A 21,908-nucleotide genomic window follows, 5' to 3' on the forward strand; every position below is an offset into this window, starting at 1 on the left:
GCATTATATCCGCTGCGCCCTGTCCTACCAGAACCAGCTTCTGGCGGACATCAAGGTCCTGCTGGAACAGCTGGCGGCGGCTCCCCCGGCGGCGGAAAACACGGCGGAGCCGGAAAAGGATGGCGAGAATTTGTCTAAGTTGTAAACTTTCTGAAAATATTTTAAATCCCTTGTAAGAAATGACAGAAACCACGAGATTCCGGCAGAAAAAATAGCGGCGATGCCGCTATTTTTTCTCTTGTCTTTTTCCGGGGACCGCTTTATAATGAAGCAAACATCCCCGTTCCGCCTTTGGACGGGCCTTTTCCCGCGCTTACTTTTGATGATACGCGCCCATGCGGTGGGCGCACAGGAGGTTTCCCATGGCATCCAGACTTCGCCGCCGGAAGCGCAGCCCCTGGCTTGTGACCCTGCTGCTGCTGTTCATCCTCATCGGGCTGTGCTACGCCGTGGTCCGGGTTTACTTCCGGGCCCCGGACCAGAAAGCCGGGGACTCCGTCATGATCCAGCGGGTAAACACCCCCGCCGTCTCGGACGGCCTCTCCGACGAGGAGGCGGAGGCCCTCCGCTCCCACTACGAGCGCAAGCCCCAGTTCTGGACCATCCTGCTCTCCGGCCGGGACGACGACAACGGCGGCACGGACACAAACATCCTGGTGGCCGTGGACGTGCCAAACGGCTATGTATACGGTGTCAGCATCCCCCGGGACACCAAATCCAGCATCAACGGGAAAAACCGCAAAATTAACTTCGCCTACAACGCCGGGGGCATGGAGCTGCTGGCGGACACGATATCCGGCCAGCTGGGCATCCCGGTGGACTACACGGTGCTGGTGAACCTGAAGGGGTTCCAGGCCCTGGTGGACACCATCGGCGGCGTGGACTTTTACATTCCGGTGGACATGCACTATGAAGACCCCTATCAGANCCTTTCCATCCATTGCGCCAAGGGCATGCGNCACCTGAGCGGGGAGGAGGCTTTGAAGGTGGTCCGCTGCCGGAGCGCCNACGCCTCCCAGGACATCGGCCGGATGCAGACCCAGCAGGACTTCCTGAAGGCCGTGGCCAAGCAGTTGATGACCCCCGAGATCGCCTTGAAGCTGCCGGACCTGTGCGGCATCTTCATCAACTATGTGGAAACCGACCTCAACGCGGGCAACCTGGCCTGGCTGGGCGGAGAGGTCCTTAACATGGGAATGGACAACATCAGCTTCGCCACCCTTCCCGGCGAGTGGCACGACCCCTACATCTACCTGGACCAGGAGGAGGTTCTGGCCATGGTAAACCAGTACCTGAACCCCTATACCGAGGACCGCACGGCGGAGGATCTGAACATTTTAACCTAACCCACCGTCCGAAAGGAACGCCATGAAAAGAACGTTTTCCGCCCTGCTGCTGGCCGTCTGCCTGCTGCTGGCCCTCCCCGCCCAGGCCGCCCAGGCGGCGGGCTTTGCCCGCGGCCGGACCTACGCCGGGGAGTTCTCCGACCTGACGCCGGATTCCCCCTTCTACGACAACGTAACGGCCCTCTATGAGTACGGCCTTTCCAACGGGAAGGACGGCGGCACCTTCGGCCCGGGGGACCCGGTGACCCTGGGACAGGCCGTCATTTTCGCCGGGCGCGTCCGGGGTCTCTACCGGGATGGGGACGCCGAGGCCGCCCTGGCCTACCGCCGGGAGAGCACCCCGGGAGCCCTGGCCTACCTGCGCTACCTCCAGGCGGAGGGCGCGCTGGAGGCGGACTTCGTGGGCGGTTATATGGAGCTCTACGAGCCCGCCACCCGGGCCCAGGTGGCCCACGTCCTGGCCCGCGTCCTGCCGGAGGAGGCCCTGCCCCCTGTCCACGGGGAACTGGTCACCGTGGCCTACTCCTCCCGGCGCTTCATCTCCGACGTCAGCGAGTACACCCCCTACTATCAGGATATCCTGGACCTCTACCGCAAGGGCGTCTCCACGGGCAGCGACGCGTCGGGCTCCTTCCTCCCCGGCGAGCCCATCACCCGGGGGGCCCTGGCCGCCATGCTCACCCGTATGCTGGACCCCGCCCTGCGGGTCCGGCCTCAGTGGGATCTCAGCCACCTCTACAGCGCCGCCGGCGCCACCTTGCCGGACCTGGTGGAGCCGGGGGAGTTCGTGCCCTCCCCCTCCACGCAGGAGGAGCTGGAAAGCGCCCTGCGCTACATGCTGGCCCAGGGCAGCGACCAGCTGGTGTTCCACCTGCCCGGCCTCTCCGAGGAGAAGTCCCGCCAGCTCATGGACCAGTCCCTGGCCGTGATGAAGGACCACTGCGAGCAGGGCTATAACCAGGTCCACTGCACCTGGAGCCGGGAGCTGGTGACCTTAAGCTTTTCCGCCGCCGGGGCGGGGCGGCGCACCCAGGAGTACCGGGCCGCCAGCATAGAGGCCGCCGCCGCCGTCCACGACCGGCTCTGGGAGGAGGGAGCCCTCCGCCTGGACATGACGGAGAAGGAAAAGGCCTTGGTTTACTACGACTGGATCTGCGACAACTGCGCCTACGACTACCACGCCAAGGACGACTCCCTCAGCCACATCCCCTACAGCCTCTTCGCCAAAAAGACCGCCGTCTGCGACGGCTACACCGGGGCCTACAACCTGCTTCTAAAGCTGGAGGGCATCCAATGCTCCACCATCATCCAGGGGGACCACATCTGGTCCGTGGCCATTCTGGACGGCACGGAGTACCACATCGACACCACCTGGGGGGACAGCGGCAGCGAAACCATCTNCGACTATTTCGCCATGACCCCGCAGCAGTCCATGAAGATCCACGCGGAAAAAAGCATCCTGTAAGCGCCGGCGGCGCGGGGACTTGTNCCCGCGCCGCNTTGCCGTCTTTTGGAGGCTCACCGCCGGATGTCCAGGGCCCGGCACACCTGGGCNAGGGTCAGGCGGTACACGCCGTAGATCAGGGCGGACACCGCCGCCACCACCGCCAGGTTGGCCAGGAGGCCCGCCGCCTCGCTGGGCGTAATGCCCGCGGGACTGCCGTTGAAGTACATAATCATGACATAAAAGGCGTAAATCAACCCCGTGCCCGCCAAGGCGGGCACCAGGAACACCCGCTTCACCTGCCCCCGGACGGAGCGGCGGAGATAGGCGTTGGAGGCCCCCAAATGCCTGAGGTCGTCGTAGACCTTCCGGTTTGTCAGGGCGATGGTCATGCACCGGGTATAGGCAATNACAAACACGGCGGCAAAGCACACCACANCCACAAAGACAAAGAGGATGAGGAACACCGCCATCGTCTTTACAAAGTCCATCCTGTCCAAAATCCGGAACGCAGGCATGTACTGCCAGTTCATCCGGAAGGCGGAGCTGTCCCGCTGAGCGTAGTCGATGACGGTAAAGCCGTATTCCGCGCAGTTCTCCCGGTCCAGGAAGTAAGCGCCCTCCTCCGCCAGGTACTGGTCCCGGACCACCGGGTCCCAGCCGTCAAACTGGGCCACCTCGATGGTGGAGTGGTCCACAATCTCGTTGAACAGGGCTTTGGCGAAGTCATAGGTCTCCTCGCAGTTTTCCACGTTGAAGCAGACCTGGGTCTCCCGCCACTCCTCCGTCAGGCCCGCCCCCAGGGCGGCAAAGTCGGCGTCGTTCATCACATAGCGCCCGAAGAGGCTGTCATAGCGCAGGGGCTCCAGGGACGTGACGGGGAGCTGTTCCCCGGTCAGATAGTTGGTCACANGGCTCTTGTCNGGGNCAAAGNCCAGCTTGCTCCNCTCCGNGTCGACGACGCCGCGAATCTCGCCGCCGGCCAGGTCCACATGCTCCCCCGTCAAAGCCTCGTAGCCGGAGGCGGAAAGAAACAGCTCGGTGCTCATGACCTCTTTGTACTCCGCGCGCCAGGTGGTGCCCATGGGGCCCTCCTCCTCAATGTGGTCCTCGCCGTCCACCGCCAGGCGGAGCATGGGGACGGCGGCGAAGTCCGTGACGGTCACGCCGTACTCCTCCGCCAGGGCCCGGACCTCCTCCTCCAGGGGGATGTCCTGGTCCGCCCGGAAGTTATACACATAGTCCACAGGCCGGGTATCGTATTCAATCATGGACCCGGTGCCCAGCATGGGGGTGTAGAAGCTGCCGAAGTACGCGCCGGCAATCAGCAGGGTCATCACCAGCATGTTCCGCACCGTCTGGCGGCCCTGAAAGCGCATCTGGCTGGTGGCGATCAGGTCCTTGTAGAGCTTCTTTTTCCCGTTCCAGCCGTTGACCACCGTGTGCAGGAGAATCATATAGAGGCCAATCAAAGCGGGGACGTAAAAGACCGCGGTCAGCCCCTCGGGGGGATACCAGTGGAGAATGCTTATGAAGAAGACGGAGGACATATAGCCCAGAAAGCCCCCCAGGGCCAGCAGGCCGATGCCAACGGGCCCGTACCACCGGGGGACATCCCGGATGGGCTCGGACTTGTGGGACTCCTGGACGATGTCGATGATGTTGGTCCGCTTCACGGACCGGCTCCCCAGGAAGAACATCATGGCGATGACAAAGGCGGAGAAGGCCAGGGACAATACATAGGCGTTCGGGTCAAACACCAGCCGCATCTCCTCCGTATCCACCACGCAGAGACGGAACACCTGCCACANCACCCAGGCCAGCGGTCCGCCCAGGGCGGCCCCGGCGGCGCAGGAGCCCAGGGAGATCACTCCCAGCTCCCGGTACAGCTCCCCCCGCACCTGGGCCCGGGTGGCCCCCAGGGCCAGGAACACGCCGGTCTCCCGGGACTTCTGCCGGAAGAAGAGGCCGGAGGCGTAGGTGGTGAACACGGCGCAGCCGATGACCGCCAGGGTGAAGATCATCATGACCTGCTTGCGGCTGTCGCCCCCCTCGGGGAGGACGTTCAGGATGGTGGGGGCCTGCATCATGCAGACGTAGGCCGTAATCANCAGCACGGAGAAAAAGCAGCAGCCCGAGAGGAGCGCGTATTGCTTCTTGTTTCTCCGGCGCATCAGGGCATAAACTTCGGAAAAATGGCGCATGGTTATTCCCTCCCCATTTCCCGGACCGCGTCCAGAAGCTGGTCCTGGAACGTCTCCCGCTCCGTGGCCCCCTTCTCCAGCACCTTCCAGACCACGCCGTCCCGGAGAATTACCACCCGGTCGCAGAAGGAGGCGGCGTAGGAGTCGTGGGTCACCATGAAAATCGTGGCCTCCAGGGCGCTCTTGGCCTGCTCAAAGGAGCGGATCACCGCCCGGGTGGACTTGGAATCCAGGTTGCCCGTGGGCTCGTCGGCCAGAATCAGCAGCGGGTGGTTGATGAGGGCCCGGGCCACGGCGGTGCGCTGCTTCTCGCCGCCGGAGATCTCCGCCGGGTATTTGTCCCGGATGCCCGCGATGCCAAAGACCTCGCAGAGCTGATCCGCCCGCTGCTCCGTCATGCCGGAGACGACGCCGCCGATGATGGCGGGAAGCAAAATGTTCTGCCGCACCGTCAGGCCGTCCAGCAGGAGGAAGTCCTGAAAGACGAAGCCCAGCTGCTTGTTGCGGACCTCCGCCAGGGCGTCCTCCCCCAGGCGGGCCAGCTCGGTTTTCCCCAGGCGGATACTGCCGGAGTCGGCGGGGATGTAGCAGGAAATGCAGTTCAAGAGGGTGGTCTTGCCGGAGCCGGAGGGGCCCATAACGGCCACAAACTCACCCTTTCCCACTTGAAGGGAGACTCCCTTCAGCACCTCATAGGAGGTCTTTCCCACTTGATAGGATTTGCACAGATTTTCTACAGTCAGCATCATAGTCATCCTTTCTTACAGCATGAATTGAATTGCCGCAATGACGGCGAGATGGGCGGGATAGAAGGCGTAGAAGAACCACTTGGGGATTTTCAGCCCGGAGCGGGTGGGGAGGAAGATCAGCGGCGCGGCCAGCAGGGCAAACACAGCCCAGTCCACGGCGAAGCCGCCCAGCTTCAAGGCCAGCGGGTCCTCCAGATAGCCGCCCCAGAGGCAGGGCAGGTAGGTCAGCACATAGAGGGCCGCGCCAATTTTGGGGTGGTTCCGGCAGAGGAAGAAAATCAGCATCAATTGAATCCCGATGCCGGAATAGTCGAAGTTCCACCAGCTCACCGCGAAGAAGGCCCCCAGGAACAGCCACCACTTCCGCTCCTTCAGCCCGTACATGGCCAGGAGGGACAAAAACAGGGTGAAGAAGATGTTCCAGTTGCTCCAATTCCGGTCCACCATCCAGTCATGGGGGTGGAAGGCCAGGACGTAGAAGGGCTGGGAGACCACGGCGAACACCGCCAGGCGGCCCAGATACCGCTTGATGTTTCGGGTGTACAGCAGTCCCACGGTCAGGCAGTAGCAGAAAATCGGAAACGCCAGCCGCCCAATCCAGCGGAAGGCCCCGACCTCCGGAAAGAAGGCGCCGCCCACATGGTCGATGAGCATGGAAACGATGGCGGCGAGCTTCAAAAGGTCCGTGTCCAAATNCGTTTGCAGCCGGGGCCCCTGCCGGGGGACCTCCGTGGGGGTGGTCAGGGCGGCGCGGATGGAATTCCAATTCATAGCAAGCACTTCCTTTATTCTGTGGCAGCGATTGATACGGAAGTCCGGCTGTAAATGCTTACGTCCGCTTCCATTGCCAGAATAGCGCAAAAAAACGGCCCCCGCAAATGGGGCCGCTCTCTTTGGCGGGTCTGTTGTAAAGTTTGGGGGCTCCGACGCAAGCGGCGTCATCTTTGGCGCTTTTGCCGTCATAATTGGTTTGGCGAACCGCCGGTAATGTGCTATAATAGCCCCAGCAAACCACAAGGAGATGATACCATGCTGCGAATCGGCATCTGCGACGACAGCGCCGACGCCCGCGTCGCCCTCCGGGCCGCGTTGGAGCGGGCTCTGGAGCGGCGGCGGAGCGGGGCGGACACGTCCTTTTTTGAANTCTCCTCCGGGGAGGGCCTCCTCCGCTGGCTGGGCAGCCACGCCGGGGAGCTGGACCTGGTATTTTTGGACATTGAAATGGGGGAACTGAACGGCATGGNGACCGCCCGCCGCCTCCGGGNGGCGGACGAGGGGCTGCTGCTGGTCTTTGTCACCGGCTACACGGACTACGTGTTCGACGGCTATTCCGTGGGGGCCCTGGGCTACCTGATGAAGCCCCCCAAGCCGGACCAGCTGGACGGCGTGCTGGACCGGGCGGCGGAGGCCCGCCTCCGGGAGGGGGACCAGGCCTTCCTCTGCCGCAGCGGCGAGACGCTGTACCGGATTCCCAAGAAGACCATTCTCTATTTCGCCTCCGACCGGCGGCAGGTCACCTGCGTCTCCGCCGCCCGGACCTATACCTTTTACGGCAAGCTGGACGACGTGGAGCGGGACGTGGGAGAGTCCTTCGTCCGGGTCCACCAGCGCTATCTGGTCCACACCGCCGCCGTAGAGCGGATGGAGGGAAGTCAGGTCTTTGTGGGCGGCGAGGCGCTTCCCGTCAGCCGGGCCTGCCGCTCCGCCGCCCTGGCCGCCCTGGCCCGGACGGCCCTGGAGGGCTAGGCCATGGCTTCAACGTTTTTAATCAGCCTGGCGGAATACCTGCTGCTCTGCTTTCAAAATTGGTTCTGGCTGATCCTGGTGTTTACCAGCGGCTTCTTCCTCTTTCGGATCGTGTCCGCCTTTTTGGCGGTGAAACCCCGGCGGGGCTGGCGAATCGCGCTGGTCCTGTTTCTGGGCAGCATCTCCGACATGGTGATTTGGCTGGGGGACACCAATCTGCTGTTCATCCTGCTGTTCTTTTTCCCCGTGCTCCTGCTGGCCTCCAAGGGGGACCGGGCCGGGCGGCTGACGCTGACGGTCATCTTTTTCTGCCTCATCATGTCCGTCAACGCCGTGCTGGATACCTATTATGGCCCCATTATGGCCAACTTCGGCCTGGACGATCTGTATTACTACAGCAGTAAATTCATCCGCCTCGCCGTCTGGGCCCTGCTGTACCTGGCGCCGCGGAAACACCTGCCAAAGCGCCCGCCCCAGCTCTCCCCCCGGTTTTGGAATCTGGTGCTGCTCCTGGCCGCCATGCCCTTCAGCTCGCTGCTGGCGGTGGTGCTGCTGCCCCTTCTCCAGTCGGATTATATCTACAGCAACGCTCTTCTCCACGGCCTGATTATGAATCTGGGGGTAGCGGTGCTCCCCTTTATCTTCCTCACCTCCCTGGCCCTGCTGTACGCCATATTGGTACTGGAAAACCACCAGCGGCTGGAGGAGGCAGACAAGCTGGCCTCCCTCCGGGAAAGCTACTACCAAGGCCTCCAGCGGGAGGAGCGGCAGGTCCGCACCCTCCGCCACGACCTGCGGAACCACCTGACGGCCCTCCGGGGCCTGGTGGACATGGGGGAGGACGGCAAGGCCCTGCAATACATCGACCAGCTTGCCGACTCCNCCGCCCTCCGGGGCGGGAAGCGGCTGTGCGAAAACGACGCGGCCAACGCCGTTCTCTCCTCCAAGGCGGAGGCCATGGGCCGCTCGGGCCTCACGGCGGACTTTTCCGTGTCCCTGCCCAAGGATCTGCCCCTGGCAGGGGTGGACCTGTGCGCCCTGCTGGGAAACGCCGCGGACAACGCCATGGAGGCGGCGGAGGAAGCGGAGGACAAGACCGTCACCCTCCGCTTCCGGGCGGAAAAGGGCCTTTTCATGCTCCGGGTGGAAAACGCCTACGCCGGGGAGCTGGCCCCGGACCTTGCCACCACCAAGGCGGACAGGACGTCCCACGGCTTCGGCCTGGCGGGGATGCGGGAAATCGCGGAGCGCCTGGGCGGGTCCCTGGAGACCCGGGCCGGAGGCGGGCGGTTTCAATTGGTGGTGTGCCTGCCTCTGCTGCCGTGAAAAAACGCGCCTCCTCCCATCTGGGGAGAGGCGCGTTTCGCTCTATTTGCTATTTGATTTCCGTACCCTTCACCCGCAGGCGGTTCATGGCCCGGGCCAGGGTCGCCTGGGCCAGCTGGTACTCCTGGCGGCGCTTCTTCTGGAGCATGGCCTCCCGTGCCTCGTCGGCCTCCCGGCGGGCCCGGGCGGCGTCGATCTCCTCGGGCCGTTCCACGGAGTCCACCAGCACCAGGACCTCGTTTTTCTCAATCTTCACCATGCCGCCGGACACTGCGGCCAGCTGGACGGGCCCCTCCGGAGTCTGGTAGCGCAGGGTCCCCGGCAGGATGGCGGCAATCATGTCGCTGTGATGGGCCAGGATGCCCTGCTCCCCGTCGCTGGTGGGGACGGTCAGGCTGACGCAGGGCCCCTCGTAGAAGGAGCGGTCCGCCGCCAGGATGTGGGCCTGAAAGACTTCCATCACGCCTCACCCGCCTCGATCTTTTTCGCCTTCTCCACCACGTCCCGCCAGGTACCCACGTTGTAGAAAGCTGCCTCCGGGTACTGGTCCAGCTCGCCGTTTACCAGCTGTTCAAAGCTCTCCAGGGTGTCCTTCAAGGGGACGTAGACCCCGGGGATGCCGGTGAACTTCTCCGCCACTGTCGTGGGCTGGGCAAAGAAACGCTGGAGCCGCCGGGCCCGGGCCACGGTCTTCTGGTCCTCCTCGCTGAGCTCGTCCATGCCCAGGATGGCGATGATGTCCTGAAGCTCCATGTACTTTTCCAAAATCTCCTGGCAGGTCCGGGCCACGCGGTAATGCCGCTCTCCCACCACGTCCGCCTCCAAAATCCGGGAGGAGGAGGCCAGGGGGTCCACCGCCGGGTAGATGCCCTGCTCGGAGATCTTCCGGCTCAGCACCGTCGTCGCGTCCAAATGGGCGAAGGTGGTGGCCGTGGCCGGGTCCGTCAGGTCGTCGGCGGGGACGTAGACCGCCTGGACGGAGGTGACGGAGCCGTTTTTGGTGGACGTGATCCGCTCCTGAAGCTCTCCCATCTCGTTGGCCAGCGTCGGCTGATAGCCCACGGCGGAGGGCATCCGGCCCAGGAGGGTCGATACCTCGCTGCCCGCCTGGACGAAGCGGAAAATGTTGTCGATGAAAAGCAGCACGTCCTTGCGCTCCTTGTCCCGGAAGTACTCCGCCATGGTGAGCCCCGCCANGGCCACCCGNATCCGAACGCCGGGGGANTCGTTCATCTGACCGAAGACCAGGGCGGTTTTCTCGCTGACGCCGCTCTCCCGCATCTCCCGCCAGAGGTCGTTGCCCTCCCGGGAGCGCTCTCCCACGCCGGTAAAGATGGAGTAGCCGCCGTGCTCCGTGGCCACGTTGTGAATCAATTCCTNAATGAGGACGGTCTTGCCCACGCCCGCGCCGCCGAAGAGGCCGATCTNGCCTCCCCGGGGATAGGGCTCCAAGAGGTCGATGACCTTGATGCCCGTCTCCAGAATCTCCACCGCCGGGCTCTGCTCGTCAAAGGCCGGGGGCTTGCGGTAGATGCTCTTTCTCGGCGTGCCCTCGGGCACGGGGCCGCCGCCGTCGATGGGCTGGCCCAGGACGTTGAACATCCGCCCCAGGGTGGCCGTGCCCACGGGCACCTCGATGGTCTTATCCGGCACGTCCACCGCCAGGCCCCGGGCCAGGCCCTCGCTGGGGGAGAGCATGACGCAGCGCACCGTGCGCTTCCCCACATGCTGGGCCACCTCCATCACCCGGAGGNCGCCGTCCTTCTCCACGGTCAGCACCTCCCGCNGCCGGGGAAGCTCTCCGCTTTGGATATCCACGTCCACCACAGGGCCGGATATCTGTACAATAATGCCTCTTTCCAAATTCGGTTACCTCCCCTTCTTTTGGCGCTGGGCCCGGGNCCCGGCGGNGATCTCCGNAATCTCCTGGGTAATGGCCGCCTGGCGGACCCGGTTATACTGGAGGGACAGCTCCCCCAGGAGCTTTTCCGCGTTCCGGTCCGCGTTGTCCATGGCGCTCATCCGGGCGTTCTGCTCGCAGCAGAAGCTGTCGATCAGGGCGCTGTAGATAAAGCCGGTGACATAGCTCCNCATAACGCTGTTCAGCCCGGTCCCCACATCGGGGTAGAACTCGAAGCGCTCCGTCATGGCCCCCTCACACGCCGGGGCTCCGGCGAAGTGGGTCCGGTGGAAGGGCAGGAGCCGGGTGGAGCGGGCTTGGGCGCTCATGGCGCTTTCCATGTCCGTGTAAATGAGGTAGATCTCCTTCAGCTCCCCCCGGTCAAAGCCGTCCAGCAGCAGCGCGCTGATCTCCCGGGCCCGGGCCATAGTGGGGTTTTGCGCGGTGTAGAGGAAGCTGTGCTCAATGGGGATTTTCCGCTGGTCGAAAAACCGCCGTCCGTATTCCCCCACCACAAAGAGCTTCGTGTCCGGGTGCCGCTCCAAAAGCTCCTGGGCCACCCGGATGGCATTTTGGTTATAGGCCCCCGCCAGACCCTTGTCGGCGGTGATGAGGAGGCAGCCATAGGTCCCCTTCAAGGGCGCGTCGCTGCCCATCGGNTAGAAGAAGCGGCTGTCCACGTTGTAGGCCGTGCGGAAAATNCGCCGGATTTCCCCCCGGAGGGCCTCNAAGTAGGGCCGGGTCTGGTCCAGCTCCTGCCGGGCCCGGCGGAGCTTGGTGGAGNCGATNAAATANATNGCGTTGGTGATTTTCCGGGTCTCTCCCACGCTCTCAATGTGGGTCTTGAGCTCCTTGGTTCCCGCCATGTCAGCCGTCCTTCCTTCCTGCGAAGCTCTCCAAAGCCCGCCTCGCCAGGCCGGCTATCTCCTCCCGGTCCTCCGGGCTCAGCCGGCCGGTGCGGTCCACGCGGCTGCACAAATCCGGGGCCTCCGCCTCCACCTCCGAGAGCAGATGGGCCCGGAAGGCGTCCATCCGCTCCAGGGGCACATCCTGACACACGCGGGCCATGGCGGCCACCAGGATGATGACCTGCTGGTGCTGGGACAGCGGCGCGTACCGGGGCTGGCGCAAAAGGCGCATCAGGCCCTGGCCGTAGCGGAGCTGGCGCTTGGTGGCGTCGTCCAGGTCGCTGGAAAACTGGGTGAAGACCTCCATCTCCCGGTACTGGGCCAGATCCAGCCGGAGGGTTCCCACGGCCTTCTTCATGGCCTTGGTCTGGGCGTCGCCGCCCACCCGGGAGACGGAGAGGCCCACGTTGACGGCGGGCCGCTGGCCCGCGAAGAACAAATCGCTCTCCAAGAAGATCTGCCCGTCGGTGATGGAAATGATGTTGGTGGGGATATAGGCGGACACGTCCCCCGCCTGAGTCTCCACAATGGGCAGGGCGGTCATGCTGCCGCCCCCCAGCTCGTCGGAGAGGTGGGCCGCCCGCTCCAAAAGGNGGGAGNGGAGGTAGAACACGTCGCCGGGGTAGGCCTCCCGCCCCGGGGAGCGCTCCAAAAGGAGGCTCAGTGTCCGGTAGGCGATGGCGTGCTTGCTCAAATCGTCGTAGACAATCAGCACATCCCGGCCCTGGCGCATAAAGTGCTCCCCCAGGGCACAGCCCGCGTAGGGCGCGATATATTGAAGGGCGGCGGAGGCGCTGGCCGGGGCGGTGACCACAGCGGTGTACTCCATGGCCCCCCGGCGGCTCAGGTTCTCCACAATCTGGGCCACGCTGCCGGTCTTCTGCCCAATGGCCACATAGACGCACACCACGTCCTTCCCCTTCTGGTTCAAGATGGCGTCCAGGGCGATGGCCGTCTTTCCGGTCTGGCGGTCGCCGATGATCAGCTCCCGCTGGCCCCGGCCGATGGGGAACATGGAGTCGATGGCCAAAAGGCCCGTCTCCATAGGGGTGTTCACCGGCTGGCGGTCCAGAATGCCAGGGGCCGGAGTCTCAATAGGCCGGTATGCCTCCGCGATGATTTTGCCCTTGCCGTCCACGGGGACGCCCAGGGCATCCACCACCCGGCCCAGGAAGCCCTCGCCCACCGGCATGCCGGCGGTTTTCAGCGTCCGGCGGACCATGCTTCCGGCGCAGACCTCCTCGCCGCTGCCGAAGAGGATGCAGCTCACGCCGTCCCGGCGCAGATCCTGGACCATGCCCTTCACGCCGGAGCTGAACAGCAAAATCTCGCCATACTGGGCGTGGTCCAGGCCCTTGACGGAGGCAATCTCGCCGTCCACCGCCGTCACCTCGCCGATCTCCTCGGGGGCCACGGCCACGGTCCAGTCCTCCACCGCCTGGCGCATCAGGGGCAGAATGTCGTTAGCCCCGCTTTCCAGTCCCCGGACATAGTCCCGGAACTGCCGCACCCGGCCCTGCAAGGTCCAGTCGTACATGTCCGCCCCCACCTGGAGGCGGAAGCCCTGCTTCAGCGCCGGGTCCTCCTCCCATTGCAGGGGAATTTTCCGCTTGTACTTGTCCGCCAGAAATTTCTCAAAGCGCCGGAGCTGTTCCTCCGTGGGCTTGACGGCGCTGCGGAGCTCCGCCTTGAGGCTGCCTCTAGTGGTCCTCATGGGCTCCTCCTCCCTCCNCCAAATTCAGGAATTGGTCGAAGAGGTCCGTGTCGGCCTTCACCGTCAGCTTCTTCACCGCGGCCACCGTCAGCTCCCGCAGCTCCCGCTGGGACTCCCGGATGATTTGCTCCCGGCTGCTGGCGGCCTCCTCCTTGGCCTTGGCGACGATCTGCTTCGCCTGGGCCATCTGCTCNTCCACGGACTGCTGGACCGCCGCCTGGGCCTTGGCCCGGGCCTGGTGGATCTCCTCCTCCGCCCCGTCCAGCTTGGCCCGGTAGGCGGCTTTCAGCTCCTCCGCCTCCCGGAGCTTCCCGGCGGCCTGATCCTCCAAATCCCGGTAATAGGCTTCCCGCTTTTCCATGAACTGCTTCACCGGCTTGTAGNGCAGGAAGTANANCCCGCCGGTGAGAATGGCCAGGTTCATCCAGTGCAGCAGAATCTGCTGCCAGTCAACATTCAGGGGAATATTCACAGCCTCCACCTGCCTTACAACACGAAGATGATGAGGATGACCACCAGCANGGCGTAGATGATGGCCGTCTCGATAAAGACCAGGCCCAGCATCAGCATGGTCCGAATCNTGCTCTCGGCCTCCGGCTGGCGTCCGATGCTCTCCACCGCCTTGCCGGTGGCGATGCCCATGCCCAGGCCGCCGCCCAGGGCCGCCAGGCCGATGGCCACGGCGGAGGCCAGGCCCTTTCCGCCGGAGGCGTCCTCTCCCTGGACCTCCTCTTGGGCGTTGGGCGCCCCGGTTTCCTCCTCCGCCGCCAGGGCGGGCACGGCCAGGGCCGCCGCCAGCAGCAGCACCAGGCCCAGCATCCACAGCTTCTNTACAAACTTGCTCATCACAAAANTCCTCCCATTATGTTTGTTTTCAGGCCCCGCTCAGGCGGCCCGGCGCTTTTTCTTCTCCTTCGGCGGGGAGGGCTCGGACACCTCGCCGTAATACAGGGCCGTCAGCATGGTCAGCACATAAGTCTGAATCAGCGCGTGAAGCAGGGTGAACAGCACGCCCACAATCACCGGCAGCACAAAGCTCAGGCTCACGTAGTAGTACACCAGCTCCGTCACCAGCAGCCCGCTGAGCAGGGCGCCGAAGAGCCGGAAGCTCATGGAAATGGGCAGGGAGAANNNCTTNAGCGTCTTCCCCACGCCCTTTACCCCGTTCACCGCGATGCCGCCGGAGAGAATCGTCAAGTAGGAAAAGGTCCCCATGGCAATGGCGGCGTTCACGTCGGACAGGGGAGCGGGCAGGGTGATGGGGTGGCCGTGGACCGTGACGGCCTGGAGGCCCAGCAGCTCGAAGAGCGTCCCCACGAAGATGTAGGCCCCGGCGGCANAGATATAGGCCCCCAGGAAGCCCCATCGGTGGGGGCTGCTGCCTTTCGCCATGCCGCTGAAAAGGCCCACCACCTCCTCCAGCAGCATTTGAAATTTCCCCGGCCTGTACTGGAACCTCGGAATCACGAAGACCCGGATACAGGCGGCGGCCAGGAGCAGCATCAGCGTCACCGTAAAGGCGGAGATCAGCCCCGGGTTCACCTCCTTCAGCCCGAAGAGGCTGATCCGGTTCACATCGTGGAGCACGGCGTCCCGCATGGCCTCCTTCACGGTTTCCGTCTGGCCGGGAGACCCCGCCAGCAGCGCGCCCGCCAGCAGCGCCAGGACTGCGGCCAGCCACAGCGCCAGGCCCTTTTTATGTTCTTTCATCAAGCATCCCCTCTCTCCCAAGCTCCCCCGCCCAGGCCCGCGGGCAGGGGGCGTGGATTTGCTACGGTTTGATTATAGTAACTCCTCCGGAAAAGTCAAGTCTTTCAAGAGCGAAAACGCTTGCGTAAATCCTTTCCCGGCCCAAACTTTAACACGTCCTTGATGCCCGGAGGGCGCGAAAAAAATCCGGACCCCATTCCCGGGAGGATGGAGTCCGGATTTCCGGCTTGGCTTGGGTCAGCGGAGGGCGTAGATCTGGGTGTAAATGCCCACCCAGTGCAGGGCCGCCCCCGCCAGGACGAAGATGTGCCAGACACAGTGGTCATACTTCCTCTTCCCGGCAAAGGGGATCATCCCCAGGGTGTAGGCCAGCCCCCCCGCGAAGATGAACCACAGCAGGGTCCGGCTGTAAAGGTACATCCGGGGCAGGAATACCAGCCCGCTCCACCCGATNAGGAAGTACAGCGTGAAGTGCAGGGCCCGCCAGCGGCCCGGGCCGAAGACCATCACCAGCGTCACGCCGGTGAGGATGACCGCCCACTGGACGCAAAAGATGGCCACCCCGGCGGCTCCGCCCAAATACACCAGCAGAATCGGGGCGAAGGTGCCGCCGATCAGCAGATAGATGGACGTGTAATCGAACCTCCGGCAGACCCGCTTCACCTGGGAGCCGGCGGGCATGGCGTGGTAGACGCAGCTCATCAGCATCATCGCCACCATGCTGATTCCGTAAACGCAGGAGGCCAGCAGCTCCATAGCCCCCTGGGACCGGAGCAGCAGCAGCGTCAGCGCCGCCGCCGCACCCAGGGCCCCCAGGCCGTGGCTCACGGCGTTGAAGACCTCCGCCCCCAGCGTCAGCCGGGGCGGCTCGTTCCGGGCCTGTATTTTCGCCCGGCGGACCGCCCGCAGGCGGGCCCGCTGCAATTCCTGTTTCGTCAAAACGGCCTCCATAATGCTCCTCCTCAGCGCAAGCTGCTCATATCGTGTAATATAGTTTCTAAAACCATATTACACGATTTGCATTTATATTGCAAGTAGTTTTTGCGAAATATTTTAAATCTATCCCAACGCCCTGGATTTTAGCACAAGCCGGCGCGGAAATCTTTGGATAAATCGCTGAAATTTTTCATATTTTTCCAGCGTGCTTCCAATTGTACCCGCTAGCTTAACTAGCGCGGGCTGCGGAGCTGCGCTGTCCCGTCCGCGGGAGGCGGCGTTTCCTCTCTCCCGNGGCNATTCGNNTTTTCACAAAAGCGGAGCCGCACAGCCAAGCCTCCCATTTCCAAAAAAGAAACCGGACCGTCTGGCCCGGCTTCCCGATTCTCATTTTTCAGCGCTCCCCTCCAATTCCGCCATGCTCCGTTTAAACTGAACGGCAAACATGGAGGCGGTGGCGGTCACCGCCAGGAAGTCCGCCGCCGGTTCCGCCAGGAAGACGGCGAAGGTCTTATCGGCGAAAAAGTTCGGCAGGATATAGATGAGGGGGATCAGAAGAATGATCTTCCGCAGCACCGCCAGGAACAAAGAGGTCTTGGCGTTTCCCAGGGCCACGAAGGTCTGCTGGCAGGCGATCTGGACGCCGAAGAGGCAGGTGGTGCCCATGTAAATGCGCAGGGCCCAGGCGGCGTAATCCACCAATTCCGGGGTGTTGTTGAAAATCTGCACGAACACCCGCGGAAACAGCTGCACCGCCGCCCAGAGGACTGCCGAGTAAACNACGCAGGATTTCAGCAGGCAGACAAACGCATCCTTCACCCGCCGGGCGTTCCGGGCGCCGAAGTTGTAGCTGATGATGGGTTGACAGCCCTGGGTCAAACCCTGGAGGGGCATCATGGCGAACTGCATCATGCTGGACAGCACCGTCATGGCCCCCACCGCCAAATCCCCGCCGTATTTCAGCAGCGAGGAGTTGAAGCANACGGCGATGAGGCTTTCCGTAGACTGCATGATAAAGGGGGACAGCCCCAGGGCCAGGCAGGGCAGGAATACCTTTGGCCGGGGCCGCAGGTCTTCCCTCCGCAGCCGCCACTTGGTCTTCGGCCCGGTGAGGAAGCGGAGCACCCACGCGGCGGAAACCGCCTGGGAGAGGATCGTCGCCAGGGCCGCGCCCCGGACCCCCAGGCCGAAGCCAANGATGAAAATGGGGTCCAGCAGCGTGTTCAGCCCCGCGCCGATGAGGACGGTTTTCATGCTGACGGTGGTGAAGCCCTGGGCGGTAATATAGGCGTTCATGCCCAGGGTCACCTGGACAAAGAGGGTGCCCATGGTGTAAATCTTCAGATAGTCCAGGGCGTAGCCAATGGTGTTTTCGCTGGCCCCGAAGGTCAGCAGCAGAGGCTCGGCAAAATTCTGGAATACCACCGTCAGGACAACGGCGGTGATCACCAGCAGGGTGAAGCTGTTGCCCATGATCCTCTGGGAGCCCTCCGGGTCCCCCCGCCCCTCCTGAATGGAGGCCCGGGGCGCGCCGCCCATGCCCACCAGGGCGGCGAAAGCGGAAATGATCATGATGATGGGCAGGCAGATTCCCACCCCGGTGAGGGCCAGGGCCCCCACCGTGTCCACAGGCTTCATGTGGCCGATGTAAATTCGGTCCACCAGGTTATAGAGCATATTGACAATCTGAGAGGTGATGGTGGGCAGGGCCNGGGAGAACAGGAGCCTGCTTACCTTCCCNCTGCCCANGTCCACACTTTTTTGATTCATGATAAACGCTCCTTTTCCACGCTCAATTTTTCCGTCTCCCGCAGCACCCGCTCCAGCAGAGCCAGGAACACGGCCTGCTCTTCCTCCGTCAGCCCCGCCAGCAGCCGCCGCCCGCAGGCGGCCTGGACCGCCTGGGCCTCCCGGGCCAGGGGCGCGCCCTGTTCCGTGATTTCCAGGTGGACAACCCGCCGGTCCTCCCCGTCGGCCCGCCGGGCCAGAAGGCCCCGCCCTGTCAGCGCCTCCACCGACTGGGAAACCTGGGACTTCGCCAGGCCCCGCAGCTCCGTCACGTCCCGGGCGGTGTCCTGGCCGGGGTGGTTGGCCAGGAAGAGGAGGACGTGAAGCTCCCGCATGGAGATTCCCGTCTTTTCCAGCAGGGGGAGAAACTGCCGGTCATAGTATTTTGAAAACTTCCGGGGCAGACGGGTAAGCTGGGCAATGGTGATCATAGGCCCGTCCTCCTTTGTTCTTTTTCAAACTGTTCTTTTTAGAACTATGTGAGTATAGCATTCCGCCGCCCCGCTGTCAAGGGGCGGCGGAACATATCCCGTTTGAGAAACGCACCCCGGCTTTCGCCGGGGCACGCAAGCGCTTATTTCATCAATCCGCACACCAAATCGGTATAGCCGGAGGGGTCCTCCAGGGGCAGTCCCGCAATCAGCAGCGCCTGATTATACAGCAGGGCGGCGTAGGTTTTCGCCTTCTCCGGGTCCGCCTCCACGGCGGCCTCCAGGGCCTGGAAGGCGGGGTGCTCCACGTTCAGCTCCAGAATCCGGTCCGCCTTGATGGACGCGNCGGGCTGGACGNCCTGGAAATACTTCTCCATCTCGAAGCTCAGGCCCTCCCCGGCGGTGAGGCANACGGGGTGGGATTTCAGCCTCGCGCTGGCCTTGACCTCCTTCACCTTGTCCCCCAGGGCCTCCTTTACAAAGTCAAAGGCGCTCTTGTGGGCCTCGGCCTCCTCCTCGGCCTTTTTCTCCGCGCCCTCCTCGATCTCCTGGTCCAGCACGGAGCGGAATTCCTTCTCCTTGTAAGTCCGCAGAGTCTNGGCGCAGAACTCGTCCACCTCCTCGGTGAAGTAGAGGATTTCCGTCCCCGCGTCCCGCAGGCCCTCGGTTTGGGGCAGCTTGTCAATCTTGTCCACCGTCTCCCCGGCGGCGTAATAAATATATTTCTGGTCCTCCTTCATCCGGGAGACGTATTCGTCCAACGTGACGGGCTTTTTCTCCGTGGAGGAGTAAAACAGCAGCAGGTCCTGGAGCAGGTCCTTGTGGCGGCCGTACTCGTTCACCACGCCGTATTTCAGCTGGCGGCCGAAGTTCTTCCAGAAGGTCTGATACCCCTCCCGGTCCTCCGCCAGGAATTTCGCCAGGTCCGCCTTGATCTTCTTCTCCAGGTTCCCGGCGATGACCTTCAGCTGCCGGTCGTGCTGGAGGAGCTCCCGGGAGATGTTCAGGCTCAAATCCGGGGAATCCACCACGCCCCGGACGAAGCGGAAGTGCTCCGGCAGGAGGTCGGCGCACTTGTCCATGATCAGCACGCCGTTGGAGTAGAGCTGAAGCCCCTTCTCGAACTCCTTGGTGTAGTAGTCGAAGGGCGCGGCCCCGGGGACGAAGAGCAGGGCCTTGTAGGTGACGCTGCCCTCCACGGAGACGGGAATCACCCGCTGGGGGTCGGCGTAGTCGTGGAACTTGTCCCGGTAGAACTTGTTGTACTCCTCGGCGGTGACCTCGCTCTTGGCCCGCTGCCAGATGGGCACCATGGAGTTCAGGGTCTCCACCTCGGTATAAGTCTCGTACTCCGGCTTGTCCTCCGGGGAGTCCTCCTTCTTCCGGGTTTTGGAAACCTCCATGCGGATGGGGAAGCGGATATAGTCGGAGTACTTCCGCACCAGCTCCTGGAGCTTCCAGTTCTCCAGGAACTCGCCGTATTTTTCGTCCTCCGTGTCGGCCTTGATGTGCATGATGATATCCGTGCCCACGGTTTCCTTTTCNCATTCGGCGATGGTGTAGCCGTCGGCCCCGGAGGACTGCCATTTATACCCGCTCTCCGCCCCGTATTTCCGGGTCACCACGGTAATCTGGTCGGAGACCATGAAGGCGGAGTAGAAGCCCACACCGAACTGGCCGATGACGTCGGTGTCCTTGGCGTCCTCTCCCAGCTCCTGCTTGAACTTGTAAGAGCCGGAGGAGGCGATGATGCCCAGGTTGTTCTCCAGGTCCGCCTTGTCCATACCGATGCCGTTGTCGGAAACCGTCAGGGTTCGGGCGTCCTTGTCCACGGTGATCTCGATCTTGAAATCCCCCCGGTCCATCCCCACGGCGCTGTCGGTGAGGGCCTGGNAGCAGAGCTTGTCGCAGGCATCGCTGGCGTTGGAGATGATTTCCCGGAGGAAAATCTCCTTGTGGGTATAAATGGAGTTGATCATCAGATCGAGGAGCCGCTTGGACTCCGCCTTAAACTGTTTTTTTGCCATGATTTGCTTGCACTTCCTTCTTTATATTTTTTAACAACTTTAAAATATAGCACAGCCCTCGGGGAAAATAAATGACCATTTTGTAAATTTCCGCTCAAAGCGGTTGTTTGTCCGCCTGGTTGCGAGTAGAATATAGGGAACAGAAAACGACAGGACCGGCAAAGGAGTTCAAGGGTATGAGCATCTTCCAGAGAATCGGCGGCGCGATTGCCCGCTTTATGTACGGGCGGAACGGATGGGACCAGCTGAACCAGGCGCTGTTCCGGGGGTATCTGGTCCTGTGGGCGGCGGAGCTCGTCTGCTTTTTTATGAAGAAGGGGCTGGCCGTGCGGGTTCTGGAGAGCGTGCTGCTCTTTTTGATGATTGTGATTTTGTTCCGCTCGTTTTCCAAGAATCTCTCCCGGCGGCGGATGGAGAATCAGCGGTGGGTAAACTGGTACTGCGGCGTAAAAAACCGCAGCGCCGGGGCCAGGGCCCGCCACGCCGACAAGGAGCACAAGTATTTTACCTGCAAGAGCTGCAAGACCATCTGCCGGGTTCCCACGGGCAAAGGGAAAATTGTGATTACCTGCCCCAAATGCGGGGCGGAGATCAAGGCGAAGACCTGAATAAAAAGACCGGAGGATGCAAGTCCTTCGGTCTTTTCTATGCTCTTGGAAAGTGCCGGCACTCATTTGAGACACCGCAGATATAGTCCATACTGACATTGTAGTACTTCGCCAGGATAATCACGCTGTCCAGAGGAATTCGGGTCCTGCCAAGTTCATAATCCGAGTAGGTTTTTTGTCCCACATGCAGCAGCTCCGCGACAAACGTCTGGGTCAAATCCCGGTCCTCCCGCAAAGCGCGTATCCGCTCGCAGAAATCCATCATTCGTTGTCTTCCCTTTCCAACAGCCAAAGCGGCGACACGCCCAAGGCGTCGGCGAAAAAGGGGATTTCAAAATCCGCCACCACACGAAGGCCCGTCTCAATCCGGCTGATGGCCTTCTGTGTAATGTCAAGTCCGGCTAATTGCAGCTTTGCCGCCAGCTGCTCTTGGGAAAGGTCAAGTTCTGTCCGCCTCTCCCGGATGCGGAGTCCGGAACAGTTAAATCTGCCGTTCAGGTCATATATCCTCATACTCACCAAGCCAGTTTTAGTCATTAATNGAGTAGAANCAACTNGACTTTAGCATTCCCTCTATGATGGAATTATCCAAAAAATGACTAAGATAGGGGCGAGTACAAATGGCCGAATTTTGCCTGGACTGCTGGAAGCGAATGAACCACANCCGCAAGACAGAGCGGGACTACGTTCTGTCCAACGGGCGGGACCTCTGCGAGGGCTGCGGGAGGTTCTGCCGGGTGGTAGAGGGAGAACGCACCCTAAAATTCCTCTATGACCTGCGGCACCGGAAGAAGAAGTAAAACGCGGCGGTTTTAAAACCGCCGCGTTTTTCACCCCAGCGCCACGTCCAGCACCATCATAATCAGGAACCCGCCGACAAACCCGCAGGTCCCCGCCCGGCTGTGGGCCTGGGGCACCAGCTCCTCCACCACCACGTACAGCATCGCCCCGGCGGCAAAGCTCAAAAGCCAGGGCATCATAGGGTGGGCCCAGGCGGCGATCAGCACCACCAGGATGCCGAATACCGGCTCCACCGCCCCGGACAGCATCCCGCCGGTAAAGGCCCTCAGC

The 21,908-nt window shown here is 62.6% G+C and carries 21 protein-coding genes and 1 pseudogene; 5 read left to right on the forward strand and 17 right to left on the reverse strand.

Annotated features, from left to right (window positions below):
* Positions 1 to 362 precede the first annotated feature (362 nt).
* A complete protein-coding gene (locus JX325_RS03580; protein WP_204789802.1) occupies positions 363 to 1,346 on the forward strand; it encodes an LCP family protein in 984 nt (327 codons plus the stop codon).
* Positions 1,347 to 1,368: 22 nt separating this feature from the next.
* Positions 1,369 to 2,811 carry an S-layer homology domain-containing protein gene (locus JX325_RS03585; RefSeq protein WP_204789803.1) on the forward strand — a complete coding sequence of 481 codons (1,443 nt, stop codon included), beginning with the start codon at positions 1,369 to 1,371 and terminating at the stop codon, positions 2,809 to 2,811.
* A gap of 53 nt (positions 2,812 to 2,864) precedes the next feature.
* Here JX325_RS03585 and JX325_RS03590 read toward each other — a convergent pair whose 3' ends face one another.
* From JX325_RS03590 to JX325_RS03600, 3 genes are read right to left on the reverse strand one after another with little or no spacing between them, the layout of a single operon-like run.
* Positions 2,865 to 4,994: an FtsX-like permease family protein gene (locus JX325_RS03590; protein WP_204789804.1), complete on the reverse strand. Its 2,130-nt coding sequence runs from the start codon at positions 4,992 to 4,994 to the stop codon at positions 2,865 to 2,867.
* Between the two features lie 2 nt (positions 4,995 to 4,996).
* Positions 4,997 to 5,743, reverse strand: coding sequence for an ABC transporter ATP-binding protein (locus JX325_RS03595; protein ID WP_366916622.1), 747 nt, complete (start codon positions 5,741 to 5,743; stop codon positions 4,997 to 4,999).
* A gap of 12 nt (positions 5,744 to 5,755) precedes the next feature.
* Positions 5,756 to 6,514 (reverse strand): TraX family protein, encoded by a 759-nt coding sequence (locus tag JX325_RS03600; protein WP_204789805.1) that lies wholly within the window; start codon positions 6,512 to 6,514, stop codon positions 5,756 to 5,758.
* A 258-nt stretch (positions 6,515 to 6,772) separates the two neighbouring features.
* On the opposite strand from JX325_RS03600, the gene JX325_RS03605 reads away from it, so the two are divergent.
* Together JX325_RS03605 and JX325_RS03610 are read left to right on the forward strand one after the other, a co-directional pair.
* Complete coding sequence (locus JX325_RS03605; protein ID WP_204789806.1) at positions 6,773 to 7,489, forward strand: LytTR family DNA-binding domain-containing protein; 717 nt, start codon at positions 6,773 to 6,775, stop codon at positions 7,487 to 7,489.
* Between the two features lie 3 nt (positions 7,490 to 7,492).
* Positions 7,493 to 8,815 (forward strand): sensor histidine kinase, encoded by a 1,323-nt coding sequence (locus tag JX325_RS03610; protein WP_204789807.1) that lies wholly within the window; start codon positions 7,493 to 7,495, stop codon positions 8,813 to 8,815.
* A gap of 49 nt (positions 8,816 to 8,864) precedes the next feature.
* Here JX325_RS03610 and atpC read toward each other — a convergent pair whose 3' ends face one another.
* The 11 genes from atpC to htpG all read right to left on the reverse strand — a co-directional run bounded on the left by atpC (position 8,865) and on the right by htpG (position 20,229).
* Positions 8,865 to 9,275 carry an ATP synthase F1 subunit epsilon gene (atpC, locus tag JX325_RS03615; RefSeq protein ID WP_204789820.1) on the reverse strand — a complete coding sequence of 137 codons (411 nt, stop codon included), beginning with the start codon at positions 9,273 to 9,275 and terminating at the stop codon, positions 8,865 to 8,867.
* Positions 9,275 to 10,678, reverse strand: coding sequence for a F0F1 ATP synthase subunit beta (gene atpD / locus JX325_RS03620; RefSeq protein ID WP_204789808.1), 1,404 nt, complete (start codon positions 10,676 to 10,678; stop codon positions 9,275 to 9,277). Before atpD ends, atpC begins: the two co-directional genes overlap by 1 nt.
* Positions 10,679 to 10,684: 6 nt before the next feature.
* Positions 10,685 to 11,581: an ATP synthase F1 subunit gamma gene (gene atpG / locus JX325_RS03625; protein WP_204789809.1), complete on the reverse strand. Its 897-nt coding sequence runs from the start codon at positions 11,579 to 11,581 to the stop codon at positions 10,685 to 10,687.
* Position 11,582: 1 nt separating this feature from the next.
* Positions 11,583 to 13,337, reverse strand: a complete 1,755-nt coding sequence (atpA, locus tag JX325_RS03630) for a F0F1 ATP synthase subunit alpha (protein ID WP_204789810.1) — start codon at positions 13,335 to 13,337, stop codon at positions 11,583 to 11,585.
* The gene (locus tag JX325_RS03635; RefSeq protein ID WP_204789811.1) at positions 13,324 to 13,809 is read right to left on the reverse strand and encodes an ATP synthase F0 subunit B; all 486 of its coding nucleotides are present in this window, start codon (positions 13,807 to 13,809) and stop codon (positions 13,324 to 13,326) included. Before JX325_RS03635 ends, atpA begins: the two co-directional genes overlap by 14 nt.
* Positions 13,810 to 13,823: 14 nt before the next feature.
* Positions 13,824 to 14,183 (reverse strand): ATP synthase F0 subunit C, encoded by a 360-nt coding sequence (locus JX325_RS18530; RefSeq protein WP_307819242.1) that lies wholly within the window; start codon positions 14,181 to 14,183, stop codon positions 13,824 to 13,826.
* A 39-nt stretch (positions 14,184 to 14,222) separates the two neighbouring features.
* The gene (locus tag JX325_RS03640; protein WP_204789812.1) at positions 14,223 to 15,047 is read right to left on the reverse strand and encodes a F0F1 ATP synthase subunit A; all 825 of its coding nucleotides are present in this window, start codon (positions 15,045 to 15,047) and stop codon (positions 14,223 to 14,225) included.
* Between the two features lie 237 nt (positions 15,048 to 15,284).
* Positions 15,285 to 15,998: a hemolysin III family protein gene (locus JX325_RS03645; protein WP_204789813.1), complete on the reverse strand. Its 714-nt coding sequence runs from the start codon at positions 15,996 to 15,998 to the stop codon at positions 15,285 to 15,287.
* 372 nt (positions 15,999 to 16,370) lie between these two features.
* Entirely contained in the window at positions 16,371 to 17,753 is a 1,383-nt protein-coding gene (locus JX325_RS03650; protein ID WP_204789814.1) for an MATE family efflux transporter, read from the reverse strand.
* A complete protein-coding gene (locus tag JX325_RS03655) occupies positions 17,750 to 18,202 on the reverse strand; it encodes a MarR family winged helix-turn-helix transcriptional regulator (protein WP_204789815.1) in 453 nt (150 codons plus the stop codon). The genes JX325_RS03650 and JX325_RS03655 overlap by 4 nt, the downstream gene beginning before the upstream one ends.
* 143 nt (positions 18,203 to 18,345) lie before the next feature.
* Positions 18,346 to 20,229, reverse strand: a complete 1,884-nt coding sequence (gene htpG / locus JX325_RS03660) for a molecular chaperone HtpG (protein WP_204789816.1) — start codon at positions 20,227 to 20,229, stop codon at positions 18,346 to 18,348.
* 176 nt (positions 20,230 to 20,405) lie between these two features.
* Here htpG and JX325_RS03665 point away from each other — a divergent pair, with 176 nt between their 5' ends.
* Positions 20,406 to 20,837, forward strand: coding sequence for a hypothetical protein (locus JX325_RS03665; protein ID WP_204789817.1), 432 nt, complete (start codon positions 20,406 to 20,408; stop codon positions 20,835 to 20,837).
* 37 nt (positions 20,838 to 20,874) lie between these two features.
* Here the strand turns inward: JX325_RS03665 and JX325_RS03670 are convergent, their stop codons facing one another.
* From JX325_RS03670 to JX325_RS03680, 3 genes and pseudogenes are all read right to left on the reverse strand, one after another.
* The gene (locus tag JX325_RS03670; protein ID WP_307819243.1) at positions 20,875 to 21,102 is read right to left on the reverse strand and encodes a helix-turn-helix transcriptional regulator; all 228 of its coding nucleotides are present in this window, start codon (positions 21,100 to 21,102) and stop codon (positions 20,875 to 20,877) included.
* On the reverse strand, positions 21,099 to 21,350 hold the full coding sequence (locus tag JX325_RS03675) for a helix-turn-helix domain-containing protein (protein ID WP_204789818.1): 252 nt from the start codon (positions 21,348 to 21,350) through the stop codon (positions 21,099 to 21,101). The genes JX325_RS03670 and JX325_RS03675 overlap by 4 nt, the downstream gene beginning before the upstream one ends.
* 317 nt (positions 21,351 to 21,667) lie before the next feature.
* Positions 21,668 to 21,908: pseudogene (locus tag JX325_RS03680) on the reverse strand (ZIP family metal transporter); the annotation flags it as partial.

The sequence above is a fragment of the Oscillibacter sp. CU971 genome (assembly GCF_905219725.1).
Classification (GTDB): domain Bacteria; phylum Bacillota; class Clostridia; order Oscillospirales; family Oscillospiraceae; genus Oscillibacter.